This window comes from Clavibacter sp. B3I6, assembly GCF_030816895.1.
Classification (GTDB): Bacteria; Actinomycetota; Actinomycetes; order Actinomycetales; family Microbacteriaceae; genus Clavibacter.
Genome location: NZ_JAUSYL010000001.1, coordinates 924,046 through 940,715 on the forward strand (window position 1 = coordinate 924,046; position 16,670 = coordinate 940,715).

15 protein-coding genes and 1 pseudogene are annotated in these 16,670 nt (G+C 74.0%); 5 read left to right on the forward strand and 11 right to left on the reverse strand.

What is annotated here, in order from left to right:
- Window positions 1-26 precede the first annotated feature (26 nt).
- Window positions 27-737 carry a signal peptidase I gene (locus tag QFZ62_RS04325; RefSeq protein WP_307502161.1) on the forward strand — a complete coding sequence of 237 codons (711 nt, stop codon included), beginning with the start codon at window positions 27-29 and terminating at the stop codon, window positions 735-737.
- A 68-nt stretch (window positions 738-805) separates the two neighbouring features.
- Here the strand turns inward: QFZ62_RS04325 and mmsB are convergent.
- The 7 genes and pseudogenes from mmsB to QFZ62_RS04360 all read right to left on the reverse strand — a co-directional run bounded on the left by mmsB (window position 806) and on the right by QFZ62_RS04360 (window position 8,820).
- A pseudogene (mmsB, locus tag QFZ62_RS04330) lies at window positions 806-2,016 on the reverse strand (multiple monosaccharide ABC transporter permease).
- On the reverse strand, window positions 2,013-3,557 hold the full coding sequence (gene mmsA / locus QFZ62_RS04335) for a multiple monosaccharide ABC transporter ATP-binding protein (protein WP_307502164.1): 1,545 nt from the start codon (window positions 3,555-3,557) through the stop codon (window positions 2,013-2,015). The pseudogene mmsB and the gene mmsA overlap by 4 nt, the downstream one beginning before the upstream one ends.
- Before the next feature lie 126 nt (window positions 3,558-3,683).
- Window positions 3,684-4,823, reverse strand: coding sequence for a sugar-binding protein (locus QFZ62_RS04340; protein ID WP_307502167.1), 1,140 nt, complete (start codon window positions 4,821-4,823; stop codon window positions 3,684-3,686).
- A gap of 248 nt (window positions 4,824-5,071) precedes the next feature.
- Window positions 5,072-5,737: a response regulator transcription factor gene (locus tag QFZ62_RS04345; RefSeq protein ID WP_307502171.1), complete on the reverse strand. Its 666-nt coding sequence runs from the start codon at window positions 5,735-5,737 to the stop codon at window positions 5,072-5,074.
- Window positions 5,734-6,969 carry a sensor histidine kinase gene (locus QFZ62_RS04350; RefSeq protein WP_307502174.1) on the reverse strand — a complete coding sequence of 412 codons (1,236 nt, stop codon included), beginning with the start codon at window positions 6,967-6,969 and terminating at the stop codon, window positions 5,734-5,736. Before QFZ62_RS04350 ends, QFZ62_RS04345 begins: the two co-directional genes overlap by 4 nt.
- A 37-nt stretch (window positions 6,970-7,006) precedes the next feature.
- A complete protein-coding gene (locus QFZ62_RS04355; protein ID WP_373425939.1) occupies window positions 7,007-7,885 on the reverse strand; it encodes an ABC transporter permease in 879 nt (292 codons plus the stop codon).
- The gene (locus QFZ62_RS04360; protein ID WP_307502177.1) at window positions 7,882-8,820 is read right to left on the reverse strand and encodes an ABC transporter ATP-binding protein; all 939 of its coding nucleotides are present in this window, start codon (window positions 8,818-8,820) and stop codon (window positions 7,882-7,884) included. The genes QFZ62_RS04355 and QFZ62_RS04360 overlap by 4 nt, the downstream gene beginning before the upstream one ends.
- Before the next feature lie 131 nt (window positions 8,821-8,951).
- Here QFZ62_RS04360 and QFZ62_RS04365 point away from each other — a divergent pair, with 131 nt between their 5' ends.
- On the forward strand, window positions 8,952-10,184 hold the full coding sequence (locus QFZ62_RS04365; RefSeq protein ID WP_307502180.1) for a DUF418 domain-containing protein: 1,233 nt from the start codon (window positions 8,952-8,954) through the stop codon (window positions 10,182-10,184).
- Here the strand turns inward: QFZ62_RS04365 and QFZ62_RS04370 are convergent.
- Together QFZ62_RS04370 and QFZ62_RS04375 are read right to left on the reverse strand one after the other, a co-directional pair.
- Window positions 10,171-11,316, reverse strand: coding sequence for an SDR family oxidoreductase (locus tag QFZ62_RS04370; RefSeq protein WP_307502183.1), 1,146 nt, complete (start codon window positions 11,314-11,316; stop codon window positions 10,171-10,173). The genes QFZ62_RS04365 and QFZ62_RS04370 overlap by 14 nt on opposite strands.
- Before the next feature lie 62 nt (window positions 11,317-11,378).
- Window positions 11,379-11,654, reverse strand: a complete 276-nt coding sequence (locus QFZ62_RS04375; protein WP_307502186.1) for a hypothetical protein — start codon at window positions 11,652-11,654, stop codon at window positions 11,379-11,381.
- A 104-nt stretch (window positions 11,655-11,758) separates the two neighbouring features.
- Here QFZ62_RS04375 and QFZ62_RS04380 point away from each other — a divergent pair, with 104 nt between their 5' ends.
- Window positions 11,759-12,199: an iron chaperone gene (locus tag QFZ62_RS04380; RefSeq protein WP_307502189.1), complete on the forward strand. Its 441-nt coding sequence runs from the start codon at window positions 11,759-11,761 to the stop codon at window positions 12,197-12,199.
- A 50-nt stretch (window positions 12,200-12,249) separates the two neighbouring features.
- On the opposite strand, the gene QFZ62_RS04385 is transcribed toward QFZ62_RS04380, so the two are convergent.
- Window positions 12,250-13,377 (reverse strand): hypothetical protein, encoded by a 1,128-nt coding sequence (locus QFZ62_RS04385; RefSeq protein WP_307502191.1) that lies wholly within the window; start codon window positions 13,375-13,377, stop codon window positions 12,250-12,252.
- A gap of 329 nt (window positions 13,378-13,706) precedes the next feature.
- Here QFZ62_RS04385 and QFZ62_RS04390 point away from each other — a divergent pair, with 329 nt between their 5' ends.
- Window positions 13,707-14,423, forward strand: coding sequence for an Ltp family lipoprotein (locus tag QFZ62_RS04390; RefSeq protein ID WP_307502193.1), 717 nt, complete (start codon window positions 13,707-13,709; stop codon window positions 14,421-14,423).
- A gap of 21 nt (window positions 14,424-14,444) precedes the next feature.
- Here the strand turns inward: QFZ62_RS04390 and QFZ62_RS04395 are convergent, their stop codons facing one another.
- Window positions 14,445-15,683 (reverse strand): MFS transporter, encoded by a 1,239-nt coding sequence (locus QFZ62_RS04395; protein WP_307502196.1) that lies wholly within the window; start codon window positions 15,681-15,683, stop codon window positions 14,445-14,447.
- Between the two features lie 81 nt (window positions 15,684-15,764).
- On the opposite strand from QFZ62_RS04395, the gene QFZ62_RS04400 reads away from it, so the two are divergent.
- A complete protein-coding gene (locus tag QFZ62_RS04400) occupies window positions 15,765-16,664 on the forward strand; it encodes a LysR family transcriptional regulator (RefSeq protein ID WP_307502199.1) in 900 nt (299 codons plus the stop codon).
- The last annotated feature ends 6 nt before the right edge of the window (window positions 16,665-16,670 follow it).

A 16,670-nucleotide genomic window follows, 5' to 3' on the forward strand; every position in this document is an offset into this window, starting at 1 on the left:
CCTCACCCCCACGGAACGACATCACCATGGCCCGCCTCCTCTCCCGTCGCCGCGCTCGTCATGCCACCGCCGGCGAGCGCCCCGCGGACGACATGGCCCGCGTCGACCCCGACGAGGGCACGCCGGCCCGCGGTCCCGTCCGCCAGATCCTCAGCGCGGCGGGCGTCGGCCTGAGCGTCGGGATCCTCCTCGTCGTCATCGGGCTGGCGGCCGTGCTGCTCGTCGTGCCGAAGGTCTCCGGATCCGTGCCGCTCACGATCCTCACGCAGTCGATGGAGCCGACCCTCCCGCCCGGCACCCTGATCGTGGTGCGCCCGGTCGACACGGACGACCTGCAGGTGGGCGACGTCGCGACGTACCAGATCCGGTCGGGCGAGCCCGCGGTCATCACCCACCGCATCACGGCCATCGCGTCGGAGTCCGACGGCACGCGCTCCTTCATGTTCCAGGGCGACAACAACGCCGAGCCGGACTCGAAGGCCGTGACGCCCGCGCAGGTCCAGGGCGAGGTCTGGTACTCCGTGCCGCTCGTCGGCTGGGCGAACCAGGCGGTCAACGGGCAGGCGCGCGGCTGGATCATCCCCGCCGCGGCGGTGGCGCTCCTCGTCTACGCGGCCGTCACGATCCTGACGGGCGCCGTGCAGGCGCGCCGGAAGCGGGCGGCGGCCGCCGTGCCCGGGACGACCACGAGCGCAGACCCCGCCCCGGCCCCGACCCGCGGACGCCACCGCCGCTGAGCGCACGACGACGGCCCGGCCGCTCCCCGAGGGGGCGGCCGGGCCGTCGTCGATGAGGCGTGCCGGGGTCAGCGCCCCGAGCGCCGCTTGCTGTACACGTCGAAGGCGACCGCGAGCAGCAGCACGAGGCCCTTGATGACCTGCTGCCATGCCGCGTCGACCGACAGGATCGACAGGCCCTGGTTGAGCACGCCCATCACGAGGCCGCCGATGACCGCGCCGACGACCGTGCCGACGCCGCCCTGCACGGCCGCGCCGCCGATGAACACCGCGGCGATGGCGTCGAGCTCGAAGCTCCCGCCGGCCGAGGCCACCGCGCTGCCGGCGCGCGCCGTGCTGACGACGCCCGCGAGGCCGGCGAGGAGGCCCATGTTCACGAAGATGAAGAAGTTGACCCACTGGGTCTTGACGCCCGACATCATCGCCGCGAACAGGTTGCCTCCCATCGCGTACACGTGCCGTCCGAACACCGTGCGGGTGAGGAGGAACGAGTAGAGCAGCACCAGGGTCGCCAGGATGATCAGGATGATCGGCGTCCCGCGGTTGTACGCGAGCAGGTAGCAGAGGTACATGATCGCGAAGACGGCGATCGCCGTGCGGATCCAGAACGAGACGGCCCGCTCGCGCGGCAGCTCCAGCTTGCGGAGCGTCGCGCGGGTGCGCAGCTGCTGCGCCACGAGCGCGATCGACACGAGCGCGCCGATCCCGAGCGTGATGAGGTCGGGGGCGTGCCCGTGGTGGGCAGGTTGCCGCTGCCGATGGAGTTGAACTCCGCCGGGAGGCCCGAGATGGTGCCACCCGTGAGGAGCACGAGCGCCACGCCGCGGAACACGAGCATGCCGGCGAGCGTCACGATGAACGCCGGGATGCCGACGAACGCGACCCAGAAGCCCTGCCAGGCGCCGATGAGCGCGCCGACGACGAGCGACAGCGCCACGGCGGCACCCCACGGCAGGCCCCACTCGTTCATGCTGAGCGCGGCGACGGCGCCGACGGTCGCGACGACCGAGCCCACCGACAGGTCGATGTGGCCCGCGATGATCACGATGACCATGCCCATCGCGAGGATCAGCACGTACGCGTTCTGCTGGATGAGGTTCGCCACGTTGCCCGGGTAGAGCAGGCGCCCCTCGGTGAGGACCTGGAACAGCAGGATGATCACGGCGAGGGCCGCGAGGATCCCGTACTGCCGGAGGTCGATCCGGCGGCGGGGGCGCTTCTTGATCCCGTCCGGCGTGGGCACGTTCGGCGCGGTGGCCTGCTCGGGCATGACGGTCACTTCTGCGCTCCTGACTTCCGGCTGGCGGTCATGTGCCGCATCAGCTCCTCCTGTGTCGCGTCGGCCCGGGCGACCTCCGCGGTGAGCCGGCCCTCGGCGATCGTGTAGATCCGGTCCGAGAGGCCGATGAGCTCGGGCAGCTCGGAGGAGATGACGATGACCGCCTTCCCCTCGGCCGCGAGCTGGTTGATGATCCCGTAGATCTCGTACTTCGCCCCGACGTCGATGCCGCGGGTGGGCTCGTCGAGGATCAGGACGTCGGGACCGGAGTAGATCCACTTGCTGAGGACGACCTTCTGCTGGTTGCCGCCGGACAGCTTGCCGACCACCCCCGAGACGTCGGGCGTCTTGATGTTCATCCTCTTGCGGTAGTCGTCGGCGACCGCGTACTCGCGGTGCCGGTCGATGACGCCGAGCTTGACGAGCTTCGACAGCGCGGCGGCGGACACGTTGACCGTGATGCTGCCGATGAGGTTGAGGCCGTACCGCTTGCGGTCCTCCGTCGCGTAGGCGATGCCGTTCTTGATGGCCTCGCTCACGGTGCGGGTGCGGATCTCCTTGCCGTCCTTGTAGATCCGGCCGCTGATGCCGGAGCCGTAGGAGCGGCCGAAGATGCTCATGGCGAGCTCCGTGCGGCCGGCGCCCATGAGGCCGGCGAACCCGACGACCTCGCCCGCGCGGACGGTGAAGGACGCGTTGTCGACCACGACGCGGTCGACGTCCACCGGGTGGTGCACCGTCCAGTCCTCGACGCGGAGCTTCTCCGCGCCGATGTGCGGGTCGCGCGGCGGGAACTGCGCGTCGAGCGGGCGGCCGACCATCGCGCGGATGATGCGCGTCTCGATCTCGTCGGTGTCGGTGACCGGGAACGTCTCGATGGTGCGGCCGTCGCGGATGACGGTGACCTCGTCCGCGATGGCGCGGATCTCGTTGAGCTTGTGGCTGATGATGATGCTCGTGATGCCCTGGTCGCGCAGCTGGCCGATGAGGCCGAGCAGGTGCGCCGAGTCGTCGTCGTTGAGGGCGGCGGTCGGCTCGTCGAGGATCAGCAGCTTCACCTCCTTGGAGAGCGCCTTCGCGATCTCCACCAGCTGCTGCTTGCCCACGCCGAGCTCGAGCACGCGCGTGGCCGGGTTCTCGTCGAGGCCCACGCGCTTCAGCAGCTTGACGGCCTCGAGGTTGGTCCTGTTCCAGTCGATGACGCCGCCGCGCGACATCTCGTTGCCGAGGAAGATGTTCTCCGCGATGGAGAGGTAGGGGCTGAGCGCGAGCTCCTGGTGGATGATGACCACCCCGTCGCGCTCGCTGTCGTTGATGGATCCGTAGCGGACCTCGCGGCCGTCGATCGTGATGGTGCCCTCGTACGAGCCGTGCGGGTAGACGCCGCTGAGCACCTTCATCAGCGTCGACTTGCCCGCGCCGTTCTCGCCGCAGACGGCGTGGACCTGGCCGCGGCGGACGGTGACGTCCACGCCGTCCAGGGCGCGCACGCCGGTGAACTCCTTGACGATGCCGGTCATCTGCAGGATGACGTCGTTCATTCCTGTGGCTCCTGGTTCCCGTTCGGGTCGGTGGCGCGCGCCGGGTCGGCGCGCGCCGGGTGGAGACGGATGCGCGGCCGACGGGCGCCCGGCGTGGTGCCGGGCGCCCGTCGACCGCGGGGGGTCCTACAGTCCGACGTCGGAGGCCTTGAGGAAGTCGGAGTCGATGAGGACCGACTGCACGTCGTCCTTCACGACGACCTGCGGGTCGAGGAGGAACGACGGGACGACCTTCTCGCCGTTGTCGTACGTCTCGGTGTCGTTCACGGTGACGTCGTCACCGGCGACGATCTCGCCGATCATCTTCTGGACCTGGTCGCCGAGGGCGCGGGTGTCCTTCCAGACGGTCATGGACTGCTTGTCCTCGAGGATCGCCTGCACGTTGGCCTTGTCCGCGTCCTGGCCGGTGATGACGGGCCAGTCGGCGCCGGGCGCGTAGCCGGCGCTCGCGAGCGACGCCTCGATGCCGAGCGCGAGGCTGTCGTTGGGCGAGAGGACGACCTGGACCTTCTGGCCGCCCGTGTAGAACGACTGCAGGCGGTTGTCCATCTCGGCCTGCGCGTCGTCGGATCCCCAGCCGAGGATGCCGATGGCCTGCCAGTCCGCGCTCGTGGCGGGCGACTTGCCCGAGGGCACGGTCAGCTTGCCCTCCTCGACGTAGGGCTGGAGGACGTCCCACGCGCCGCCGAAGAAGAAGCCGGCGTTGTTGTCGTCGGGGCTGCCGGCGAAGGGCTCGAGGGCGAAGGGGCCGGCGGCGTTGTCGAGGTCGAGCTGCTCCTTGATGAACTCGCCCTGGAGCTGGCCCACCTTGTAGTTGTCGAACGTCGCGTAGTAGTCGACGGCCTCGGTGCCGTTGATGAGGCGGTCGTAGGCGATGACGGTGACGCCCTGGCTCTTCGCGTCCTCGAGGGCCGGGCCCAGCGTCTTGCCGTCGACGGCCGCGACCACGAGGATCTTGGCGCCGCCGGCGACCTGGTTCTGGATCTGGCTGATCTGCGCGTCGGTCTTGTTGTCGGCGTACTGGAGGTCGACGGTGCAGTCGTCGCCCTCGAGCTTGCTCTTCAGGCCCTCGCCGTCGTTGATCCAGCGCTCGAGGCTGCGGGTCGGCATGGAGATGCCGACGTTGCACTCGGTGCCGGAGTCGTCGCCGCCTCCGGCGGAGCCGGTGTTCGTCGCCCCCTGGGGCGCGCACGCGGTCATGCCGACGGCGACGCCGGCGAGGAGGAGGAGGGAGCTGATCTTTCGTGCGTTGCGTCCGGATGCCATGTGGGGCGGGTCCTCTCGGGTGACCCGATCGGCTCGTGCGGGCACCCGGGCGGTCGCGTCCTCGCGAGGGCCGTGCGGTGCGCCGACGCGACCTCGAGTCGGGTGCTGCTGTGGTGGTGTGCTGGGAGTGGAGTGCGGCGACGGGGGTCGGATCGGCGCGTGGGCGGGGATCCGTGCTTAAGTCGTCGGTCAGAACATATCCATTTCCGCAGTCGCCGATGAGGCTTCCGGGAGACGTTATCCAAGCGTTACCGGCGGGTCGCGGGCGGCAGCAGGCCGAGCTCCATCGCGAGCGTGACCGCGCGGGTCCGGTCGCCGACGCCGAGCTTCTCGAACACGTGCAGCAGGTGCGTCTTCACGGTCGCGGGCGTCACGTGCAGCTCGAGCGCGATGCGGGCGTTCGTGCGGCCGGCGGCGACGAGCGCGAGCACCTCGGTCTCGCGCGGGCTCAGCGTCGGCGCGGGCGGGAGCGGATCCGGTGCGGGGCGCGCGACCTGCCGCACGAGCAGCGCGGCGATGGCCGGCGCGAGGGCGACCTCGCCGCGGGCGACCGCGCGGACGCCCGCGAGGATCTCCTCCTCGGGCGCCGCCTTCAGCAGGTAGCCGCTCGCGCCGGCCTCGATGGCGGTGAGGATGCTCGCGTCGGTCTCGTACGTCGTGAGCACCAGGACGCGCACGTCCGGCACCTCGTCGCGGATGCGCGCGGTCGCGCCGACGCCGTCGAGGACGGGCATGCGGAGGTCCATGAGCACGACGTCCGGACGCTCCGCACGCGCCAAGGCCACCGCGGCCTCGCCGTCGGGCGCCTGGCCGACGACCTCGATGTCGGGCGCGGAGGCGAGGAGGGCGGCGAGGCCGGCGCGGACGACGGGGTGGTCGTCGACGACGACGACGCGGATCGGCGCGGCGGTCATGCTCGCGCCGTCGCGGTGATCGACGCGGCGGGCAGGGGTGCTGCCGCCGGCAGCGGCGCGCGGCCGGGGAGCCGCGCCGTGAGGGTCGTGCCGTCGGGCCCGCTCGCGATGTCGAGGCGGCCGCCCGCCTCGCCCAGGCGTCGGCGCATGCCCTCCAGGCCGTAGCCGGCGGAGGCGAATGACGGGTCGAAGCCGCGGCCGTCGTCGCGGATCCGCAGCACCGCGTCCGCGCCGTCCGGCGCGAGCGACAGCCCGACCGAGCTCGCGTCGGCGTGGCGGCGGACGTTCGCGAGGCCCTCCTGGGCGCAGCGCAGCAGGATCACCTCGGCGTCGCGGTCGAGCGGCGCGGTGCCGTCGGCGTCCACCTCGACCGGCAGGCCCGTCTCGCGGGAGAAGCGGGCGCCGAGCCGCGCGAGGGCGGGGCCCACCCCGTCGTCGAGCTGCACGGGGGCGGTCGCCGCGACGATCGCGCGCGTCTCGGTGAGGGCATCGCGCGCCCCGGCCTCGAGCGCGTCGAGCGTCCCCGCGGCGCGCTCCTCGTCGCCCGCGCGCAGCTCGCGGCGGCCGCGCTGGGCGAGCATCACGAGGGCCGTGAGGTCCTGCGCGACGGTGTCGTGCAGATCCGCCGAGAGCCGCGCCCGCTCGCGCGCCGCGCCGGCCTCGCGACCGAGGTCCTCGACCTGCGCCTGCGCGGCCCGCAGGCCCTCGAGGAGCTCGAGCCGCTCGCGGCTGAGCTGCTCGATGCGCGTGATCCAGAGGCCGAGCGCGATGCTCCCGGCGAGGCTGAGCCCCTGCGACACGACCACGGTCGTCAGCGACGTCGGCCCGGTGCCGAAGCCGAGGAGGAACCCCGCGGCGACGGATCCGGTGAGCACGAGGGTGCCGACCACCGCATCGCGGGTCCGCGGCATGAGCAGCCAGACGAGCGGGCAGAGCACGCACTGGACGATCGCGAGCGACGGCAGGAGCGCCACCGCCCAGGCCGCGGCGGGGATCGCGACCGCGAGGAAGACGAGGGCGAGCGGGACCGGACGGCCCGGCGCGTCCGCCACGGCTTCGGCGGCGTCCGTGTCCGCGAGTGCCCGGCGGCCGATCAGGACGTAGGCGGCCGCGAGGAGCGCGACGGACGCGAGAGCGGGTCCCGCGTCCGCGCCGCGCACGATGACGGACAGCACGGCCAGCAGCGCCATGGTCACCGCGTAGGCGACGTGCACCCACCGCGCGGAGATCATGACCCGAGCCTGCCAGGCGCCCGCCGGTCGCGCACGCTCAGGAGTCCCGGCGGATCCAGCGGAAGGTCGCCATCGCGGCGATCGTCCCGCCCACCAGCCAGATCGCGAGCACGGCCAGCACGCCGCCGAGGTCCCACGAGCCGCCGCGCTCCACGGCGGCGAGCGCGTCGGGCAGGAACACGGCGCGCATGCCCTGCGCCATCCACTTCAGCGGCAGGAAGGAGGCCACGTCCTGCAGCCAGGTCGGCAGCATCGTGAACGCCAGGTAGACGCCGCTGATGAACTGGAGCACCAGCACGATCGGCGTGATGACCGCGGTGGCCGAGGCGCCCGAGCGCGGGATCCGCGACAGGGCGATGCCGAGGACGGCCGAGGTCGTGATCCCGAGGCCGTACACCCAGGCGAACGTCGCCCAGCGGCCGGCGTCCGTGGGGAGCTCGACCCCGAAGGCGAAGCGGGCGACGAGGAGGAGCACGAGCACCTGCAGCACGGAGGTGGCGATCACCTGCCCGGCCTTGCCGATGAAGTAGGACAGCACGGGCAGCGGGGATCCGGCGAGGCGCTTGAGGGTCCCGTCGCTCCGCTCCATCGCGATGTCGACCGCGAGGTTCTGCACGCCGCTGAGGAGGATGCCCGCGGCGATCATGCCGGGCAGGTAGTACGCCGCGGCGCTCACGCCGCCCGAGCCGTCGGGCGCCGTGCCGAGGTTGCCGGCCGAGCCGAAGGCGACCGAGAAGATCGACAGCATGATGACCGGGAACAGGAACGTGAAGATGACCGTGTCCGACTGGCGGAAGTAGCGGCGCACCTCGTAGCGGATGCGGTGGATCCCGAGCGGGAGGACGCCGGGGAGCGCGGGCGCGACGGGAGCCGCGGCGGCGACGGAGCCGGTCGCCGTCGGGCGCACGGCGCTCACGCGGCGGCCCCCTCGACCACGGCGGCGGACGCGGACGTCGACGCACCGGCGCCCGGTCCGGGCGGATCCGCCACCGCCCCGGCCTCGGCGAGGAGGCCCAGGTACACGTCCTCGAGGCTCGGCCGGACGATGCGGAGGTCGCGCGGCTCGCCGCCGGGGGTGGCCGCGGAGAGGCGTGCCACGAAGTCCCCGGGCGTCCGGGTCCGCTCGTCGTGCGGTCCGTCGTCGTCGCGCCAGAGCACGCGCGGCACGCGGGCCTCCTCTCCCCCGATCTCGTCGAGCGCGCCGATCGCGACCAGGCGCCCGCCCGCGATGACGGCGGCCCGGTCGCCGAGCTGCGCGGCCTCGTCGAGGTAGTGCGTGGTGAGGAGGATCGTCGTGCCCTCGGCCTTGAGCTCGCGGACGAGGTCCCAGAACCGGTGCCGGGCCTCCGGGTCGAAGCCGGTGGTGGGCTCGTCCAGGAAGAGCAGCTCCGGGCGGCCGATGATCCCGAGGGCCACGTCCACCCGCCGCCGCTGGCCGCCCGAGAGCGCGCGCAGCAGGGTGCCCGCCTTCTCGGTGAGGCCGACGGCCGCGATCGTGGCGTCGACGTCCCGCGGCCGCGGGTACATCCGGGCGAAGTGCGCGACCTGCTCCCGCACGGTCATGGCGCCGCTCTCGGAGCTCGACTGCAGCACCATGCCGATGCGGGCGCGCCAGGCCCGGCCGCCCTTCGCGGGGTCGACGCCGAGCACGCTCGCGGACCCGCCGCTGCGCAGCCGGTACCCCTCGAGGATCTCAATGGTCGTGGACTTCCCGGCGCCGTTCGGGCCGAGGAGGGCGAACGTCTCGCCGCGGTGGATGTCGAAGGTGACGCCCGCGAGGGCGGTGGTCGTGCCGTAGGTCTTCGCGAGGTCGCGCACGCGGACGTGCTCCTCGACGGCTGCTGTGGTCATGGGTCCAGCGTGGCGGCCGGGCGCGCGGAGGGGAACGGCCGAGCGGTCGATCCCCGGCATCGGCCGATCGGTGGATGCGGCGCTCGCGGCGGGCGCTGGCACCGCGCCGATCCGGCGGGCAGGCTGGGCGCGTGACCCCGAGCCCCGACTCCCCCGCCCCCGTCGCCTACGTCCCGCCCGTCGCGGCCGCCGAGCGCATGCTCGCGCCGGACCTCCTCCGCGGGATCGCGCTGCTCGGGATCGCGCTCGCGAACTCCGTCTACTTCATCGCCGACCGGCCGCTCGGGCCGCTCGCCCGCCCGACGGACGGGACCGCCCTCGACCACGTCGCCGACGCCCTCGTGGGCACGCTCGTCGACAACCGCGCCTTCCCGCTGTTCACGATGCTGTTCGCGTACGGGTTCACCGTGATCCTCCGCCGCCAGGCCGCCGCGGGCGTCGACGGCCCCCGCGCCCGGCGCCTGCTCCTCCGCCGGAGCCTCGGGCTGATGCTGTTCGGCGCGCTGCACGTGATCCTGCTGTTCGAGGGCGACATCCTCCTCGGCTACGGGATCCTCGGCCTCGCGCTCGCCGCCCTGTACCGGGCACCCGACCGCGCGTACCGGACCCTCGCCTGGAGCACGGCGGTCGTCTTCCTCCTCGTCGCCGGGACCGACGGCCTCACGGCGGACGCGGGCACCGGCTCCGTCCTGCCGGGCGACGGCAGCACGTTCCTCGGCGACCTCGCCGGCCGGGCCGTGACGCTCGGCGTCGTCGTCGTCGGAACCCCGGTGCTCGTGGGCGCGCTGGTGCCGCTCGCCGCGATCGGCGTGCTCCTCGGGCGGCGGGGCGTGCTCGAGGACCCGGTCGGGAACCTGCCGCTCCTGCGTCGCCTCGCGCTCGCCGGGATGCCCGTCAGCGTGCTCGGCGCCCTGCCGCTCGTGGTCGTCACCGTGGGCGCGATCGACGCCGATCCCGTGACGCTGTACCTGCTCGCCGTGCTGCACGGCGCGACCGGGCTGGGTGGCGCGCTCGGGCTGCTCGGCCTCGTGGGGTGGGTCGTCGCCGCGCGCATCCGCCGCGGGGATCCGGCGCGCGGCCCCGTGCTCGGCGCGCTCGTGGCCGTGGGCCGGCGCTCGATGACCTGCTACCTGCTCCAGTCGCTGCTGTTCGCGATCCTGCTGGAGCCGTGGTCGCTCGGGCTCGGCGTCGGCGCGGGCACGGGCCGCATCGCGCTGATCGCCGTCGGGGTGTGGCTCGTCACGGTCGCGGTGGCCGTGGCGCTCGCGCGCCGGGATCTCCCGGGTCCCGCGGAATGGGCGATCCGCCGCCTCGCGTACGGCCGCCCGGCCTGCGGACCCGTCGCGCCGGTCAGCGCGGGATGAGCCCCTCGGCGCGGTAGCGCTCGAACAGCCCCAGGAAGCTGTCGAGCGTGCGGTGGTGCGTCGTGAACCCCGCGAGGCGGCTCTTGCTGATGTCGGTGACGACCTCGATGTCCCGGCCGAGGTCGGCGTCCGTGTGCCACCAGGAGGCGAGGCGGCTGAGGTCCGGCTCCACGAGGCCGGCGTCGCGCGCGATGCGCGCCCACTCGCCCTCGTAGCCCGCCATCTGCTGCTCGAGGGGCCGCGGCGCGTCCTCGAAGCCGACGGCCTCGACGCCGAAGTGCGCGGCGAGGCGCGGCCACATCCAGCGCCAGCGGAAGACGTCGCCGTTGACCACGTTGAACGCCTCGTCGCGGCCCGCCTCCGCGGTGGACGCCCAGACCATCTGGTCGGCGAGCACGGTGGCGTCGGTCACGTCGGTGAGCCCGTCCCACTGCGTGGCGCTCCCCGGGAAGACGAACGGCAGGCCCAGGTCGCGGCAGATGGAGGCGTAGACGGCGAGGGTCAGGCCCATGTTCATCTGGTTGCCGACCGCGTGCCCGATGACCGTGTGCGAGCGGTGCACCGACCAGGTGAACCCCTGACGCGCGGCGGCCGCGAACAGCTCGTCCTCCTGCGCGTAGTAGAAGTTCGGGGCGTCGAGGCGCGGCTCGTCCTCGTGGAACGGGGTGTCGGGCATGGATCCCTGGCCGTACGCCTCGAACGGGCCGAGGTAGTGCTTGAGACCGGTGACCAGGGCCGCGTGCTCGACGGGCGCGCCGTCGAGGGCCGCGAGGAGGTCGCGGACCATGCCGCCGTTGACGTCGATGTTCTCCTGCTCGGTGGCCTGACGCGACCAGGCCGTGAAGAACACGTGGGTGGGCCGCTCGGGCGCGAGGACGCGGCGGAGGTCGGCGGCGGAGCGGAGGTCGGCGCTGATCCCGCGGACGCCCGGGCGGTCGGCGCCGGCGCGGCGGCTGAGCGCCAGGACGTCCCAGCCCTCGGCGGTCAGCTGGTCGACCAGGGCGGATCCGCTGATGCCGGTGGCGCCGACGACGAGGGCCGTGCGGCCGGTCCCGTCGGATCGCGGTGCGGCGGCGGGCGCGGGGACGCGGGCGGTGGGCGTGCGGACGGGGGTCTCTCGCGTGTCGGTCATCCCCTGCCCCAACGACGAGGAGCCGCCCGGGCATTCCGGGCGGCTCCTCGCGGGCGTGTCGATCAGGGGCGGTTCGGGTGCGTGCCGTCGGTCGTGGCCTCGGCCTCGCCGTCGACGCCGTCGCGGCCGGTGGAGATGGTCTGGGTGGCCGACGGGTCGGCGTCCTCGTCGCCGAGGCCGGCGTCGGCGGTGCGGCGGTCGAGGTCCGCGGCCATGGCCTCGGATCCGCTCTCGCGGTGGTCGTACGCGACCTGCTCGGCGAGCCCGGCGCGCTTCTCCTCCTGGGAGGCCTCGACGGCGCCGTCCATGATGGGCTGGTCCTGCTCGTTGGTGCTCATGGTCCGACGGTACGCCGTCCGGCCGTGCGGCGGATCCGCGCCCCGGTTGTCCGCCCGCCGCGGGCGTGTCACGCTCCAGGTGCACCACGACGCGAGGAGCGGACATGACCGACGGCGGATTCTCGAAGGACGAGCGCGAGGCGATGAAGCAGCGCGCCCGCGAGCTGCGCGAGGAGGCCAAGCGGCAGAAGGCGACCGACAAGGCCGCCGCCGCGCTCCAGGGCGTGCTCGACGCGTTCGCGGCGATGCCGCCGGAGGAGCGCGCCATCGCCGAGTGGCTGCACGCGCTCGTGCTGCGGCACGCCCCCGACCTCGCGCCCAAGACCTGGTACGGCTTCCCCGCCTACGCCGACGCCGACGGCAAGCCCGTCGTGTTCTTCCAGCCGGGCTCGAAGTTCGGCACCCGGTACTCGACGCTCGGCTTCCAGGATCCGGCGCAGCTCGACGAGGGCACCCTGTGGCCGACGTCCTACGCGCTCACCGCCGTCGACCCGGCGAACGAGGAGCGCGTCGCGGAGCTGCTGCGGCGGTCCGTCGGCGCCTGATCCGCCGCGTGGAGCGCGCGGCGGCCGCGCGCTGACGCGACCGGCGCGCCTCAGCGCCCGTCGACGATCGACATGAAGCCGGCGAAGGCGAAGACCGCGGGCACGAAGACGAGCAGGAAGCGGAACGCGTTCCACGCGAGCCAGCCGAGGACGGCGAGCCCGCCCGTGCGGCGGTCGTGGACGTCGAGACGGCGGCCGTCGGCGGCGATGCGCGGGGCGCGCGGATCCGGCGGCTGCTCGTCGAGGTCGGCGCGGAGCGGCGCGGGCGGACCCCCGTCGCCGAGGAGCACGCGCTCGTCCCGGTACCGGAGCGCCCGCCGACGGATGCGCGCGGCCACCCCGTCGAGGATCCGCCCGACCGCGATCCACGGCTCCGGCTCGGCGTAGTCGGCGAGCTCCCGGCGGAAGAACACGAGCGTGTCGTCGACCATCTCCACGTCGAAGTCGCGGGCGTCGTCCACGAGCGCGGCCATGACGTCGGGCGTCAGCAGGTAGAGGGCGTCGCGCTCGTACTCGGCGGGCGCGTACAGGCGGAAGGACCGGTCGAAGTCGCCCTCGAGCGACAGGCGCTGGGCGCCGCGGATGCGGGCCGGCAGGTCGCGGCCGTGCCGGTCGTCCGCCGTCGCGTCGAGCACGAGGTGGGGCAGCGGCACCGGCAGCGTGACGGCGACGTAGGTCCATCCCCCGCGGCGCGCGCGCCGGCGGCGGACGATGCCGAACTCGACGCCGGAGGCACGGAAGCGCGGCTGGTGGACGACGCCCCCGACCTCCTCGGTGATGAGCGCCCGGAACGTGCGGCCTCCGCTCGGCTGCGGGTCGAAGCCGTTCGCGAGCGCCGTGAGGTGCTGCCGCCACTCCCGCCCGCGGGCGCGCGGCGACGGGGGCCGGGCGGCCCAGCGGTGGAGGAGGAGGGATCCGCCGAGCCACGCCGCGAGGACGGCAGCGGCGCCGGCGAGCCCCGCGACGATCGCGGGCGTGACGGTGCCGTCACCCCGGTCGTCCGTGACGATGCCCCAGTACATGAGGACGAGGCAGACGTACCAGAGGATGAGCGAGTCGTTCACCCGCGCCAGCACCTCCCGCCGCGACGGCACCCAGGACGGCCGGCCGCTGGTGCGCACGGCGCGCATCGCCTCCGCGACCTCGTCGTCGGGCGCGGTCAGCCAGCGCAGGTCCATCGGCGTCCCCCTCGTCGATCCAGGGTAGGGGCAGGCCGGCGCGCGGCCGCGCCGGGAGACGGCCCCCGCCGCGCAGCGCCCGCGAAAGGGGGGCGGTCGATGCGCGCGCATGATGTGAAGCTCGACCCATGAGCACCCCCGAGCAGCCCGGGTCCCCGCCCGAGGACAGGAACCCGACTCCCTCCGACGGTCCCTCCGGGCCACCCGTCGGTCCCTACGGCCCACCCGCCGGTGCCTTCAGCCCGCCCGCCGGTCCCTACGACCCGCCCGCCGGCCCCGACGACGCTCCCCCTCCCTACGGTCCACCCGCTCCCGGAGCGACCGCGACCATGCCGCCCCGGCCGGGAGCCGTTCAGCCGAAGGGCCTCGCCATCGCCGCGCTCGTGGTCGGCATCGTCGCGTTCCTGTCCGGGCTCGTCCCCGTGTTCGGCCTGATCGCCGGCGCCGCGGCGGTCGTCCTCGGCATCCTCGCCCTGCGACGCGCGCAGAGCAAGGGCATGGCGATCACCGGCCTGTCCCTGGGGGCCGTGGCCGCGCTCACGTCGCTCATCGTCACCATCGCGTTCGCCGCGGCGATCGGCACGGCGGGCACGTCCTCCGGTGCCGCCCCGGACATCGAGACGTCGTCCGAGGCCGAGGCCGCTCCCACGCCGACGCCCGAGGAGACGGATCCTGTCGTCGAGGAGACGACCGCCGCCGCCGAGCCCGCAGCCCCCGCCGAGCCCGCCGCCCCGGCGGTCCCGGCCGAGCACGCCACCGCGCTCATCAAGGCGGGGACGTACGCGAACTCCCTCGACATGAGCAAGGCCGGTCTCTACGACCAGCTCACGAGCGAGTACGGGGAGCAGTTCACGCCCGAGGCGGCGCAGTACGCGATCGACAATGTGCAGGCCGACTGGAACGCCAACGCCCTGGCCAAGGCCAAGACGTATCGCGAGATGGCCGCCATGTCGCCCGCGGCGATCCGCGACCAGCTGACCAGCGAGTACGGCGAGAAGTTCACCGCCGAGGAGGCGGACTTCGCCATCCAGCACCTGGACGACTGAGGCCGCACCCGGCGCCGCCCGTCAGCAGCGCCGCGCCACCCGGAGCAGGGCGGCGCCGGAGACCGCCGTCGTCACGAGCATGACCGCCGAGAACGCGGTCAGCACGACGACCGGGGCGACCCAGCCGAGGGCGACGCCCGCGATCACGGCCGGGATCGCCATGCCCGCGTAGGCGACGAGGAACACCGCGGCCAGCACCTCGCCGCGCTGCGCGGGCGCGACGAGCGACGCGGCCGTCGCGAGCGCGTTGCGGAAGGACAGCCCGACACCCGCCGCCGCGATCACGCCGCCCGCCACGAACAGGAGGAGCGACGCCAGGATCCCGCCCGCCGCGAGCATGACCAGCCCGGCGGGCAGGAGCGCCAGCGACAGCGCGACCTGCCGTTCCCGGCCGACGCGCGCGAACACGATCGGGGAGACGGCCGCCGCGGCGAACACGGCGAAGGACACGGATCCCGCGACGAGCCGGTCGGTCTGGCCGAGCGTGGCCGCGAGGAAGGTCGGGGTGAGCGAGGAGAAGAGGCCGAAGACGGCGAACGCCGCGAAGGCGGCGGCCGCCGCCGCTCCGAAGTCCCGGCGCGCCGACGCGGGGACGGACACGCGCTGCGGGCGGTACGGGCGCCGGAGGGCGGGCTCGCGGACGGTCTCGGGCACGAGCGCGACGGCGATCAGCGTGAGGACGAGCAGCACGAGGAAGACGGCGTGCGGGAGGACGAGCGGGGCCGGCAGGTACTCGGCGAAGAGGCCGCCCGCGAGCGGGCCGAGCGCCAGTCCGCCGATGTTGGCGACGCCCGAGACGGTGGCGGGGCGCTGCGGACCGGCGTCCGGCCGGGCCGCCGCGTGCAGCTCGCCGAGGTGCGCCGTGGCCGTCGCCGTCAGCATCCCGACCCCCACGCCGTTGACGAGGCGCGCGACGACGAGCCCCGGCACCTCCGGGAAGAAGAGGAACAGCACGGCGGAGAACACCTCGACGCCGACGGCGAGCAGCGTCAGGCGCCGACGGCCCACCTGGTCGCTGAGGTGGCCGACGAGGAACAGGCTCGCCACGACGCCGACGGCGTAGGCCGCGAAGACGATCGTGAGGACCCAGGTCGGGAAGCCGTCGCGCTGCTGGTACAGCGCGTAGAGCGGGGTCGGCACGGTGGCGTAGGCCATCACGACGGCGAAGGCGACGGCGGTGGTCCAGAAGCCGGCCGCGTGCGGGAGGCGGTGGCGCGCGGCGGACGGCGCGGGGGGCGAGGCGAGGAGCTCGGTGGTCATGGTCCGAGGCTCCACCCGCGCGCCCATCGTGTCCAACGGATAATATCGGTGTCACCCATCCCCATGGGCGATGATGGGCCCATGGAGACCCGCCAGCTCGAGTACCTCGTCGCCGTCGCGGAGGAGCGCGGCTTCACGCGCGCCGCGCACCGCCTGCACGCCACGCAGTCCACCGTGTCCGCCTCCGTCCAGGCGCTCGAGCGGTCGCTCGGCACGCTGCTGCTCGACCGCTCGACCTCGCCCGTCTCGCTCACGGCCGCGGGTGAGCGCCTCCTCCCGCTGGCCCGCGCGGCCGTGGCGGCGGCCGTCCGGCTCGAGTCGGAGGCGCGGGAGACGGGGCACGAGCTGCGCGGCCGCGTGCGCCTGGGCGTGTTCGCCAACATCGACCTGGTCGACCTCCCCCGCGTCCTCGGCGCATTCCACGCCGCGCATCCGGCCGTCGACCTGCAGCTCGTCACGAGCCCGCGGGGCACGCGCGGCCTCGCCGACGACCTCGCGGCAGGGCGCCTCGACATCGCCTTCGTGGGGCTGCCGCCCGGCGACCTCCCGCGGCTCCGGCTCGAGACCGTGCTGGAGGTGCCGACCGTGCTGCTCCTGCCGCCCGGGCACCGGCTCGCCGCCAGGTCCCGGATCCAGGCGCGCGACCTCACCGACGAGGTGTTCGTCGACACGCCCGCGGGCTTCGGCAACCGCGTGCACGCCGACCGCCTGCTGGCGGCGCGCGACGTCGGTCGGCGCGTCGGCATCGAGGTCGCCGACCTCACGGCGATCCCCCGCTACGTCGAGGCCGGCCTCGGCGTCGCCCTCGTGCCGCTCTTCGCCGACCCCGGCCGATGCGCCGTGCACCGCGTCGCGGGGCTCGACGCCCCGTGGCGGCTGTCGATGGCGGTGCGGCGCGACGCGGTCCTGGAGGCAGCGACGCGCGCGCTGCTCGACGACCTGCGCGAGGCCCACCGCGGCGTCCGCGCGGTGCGAGAATGATCCCGC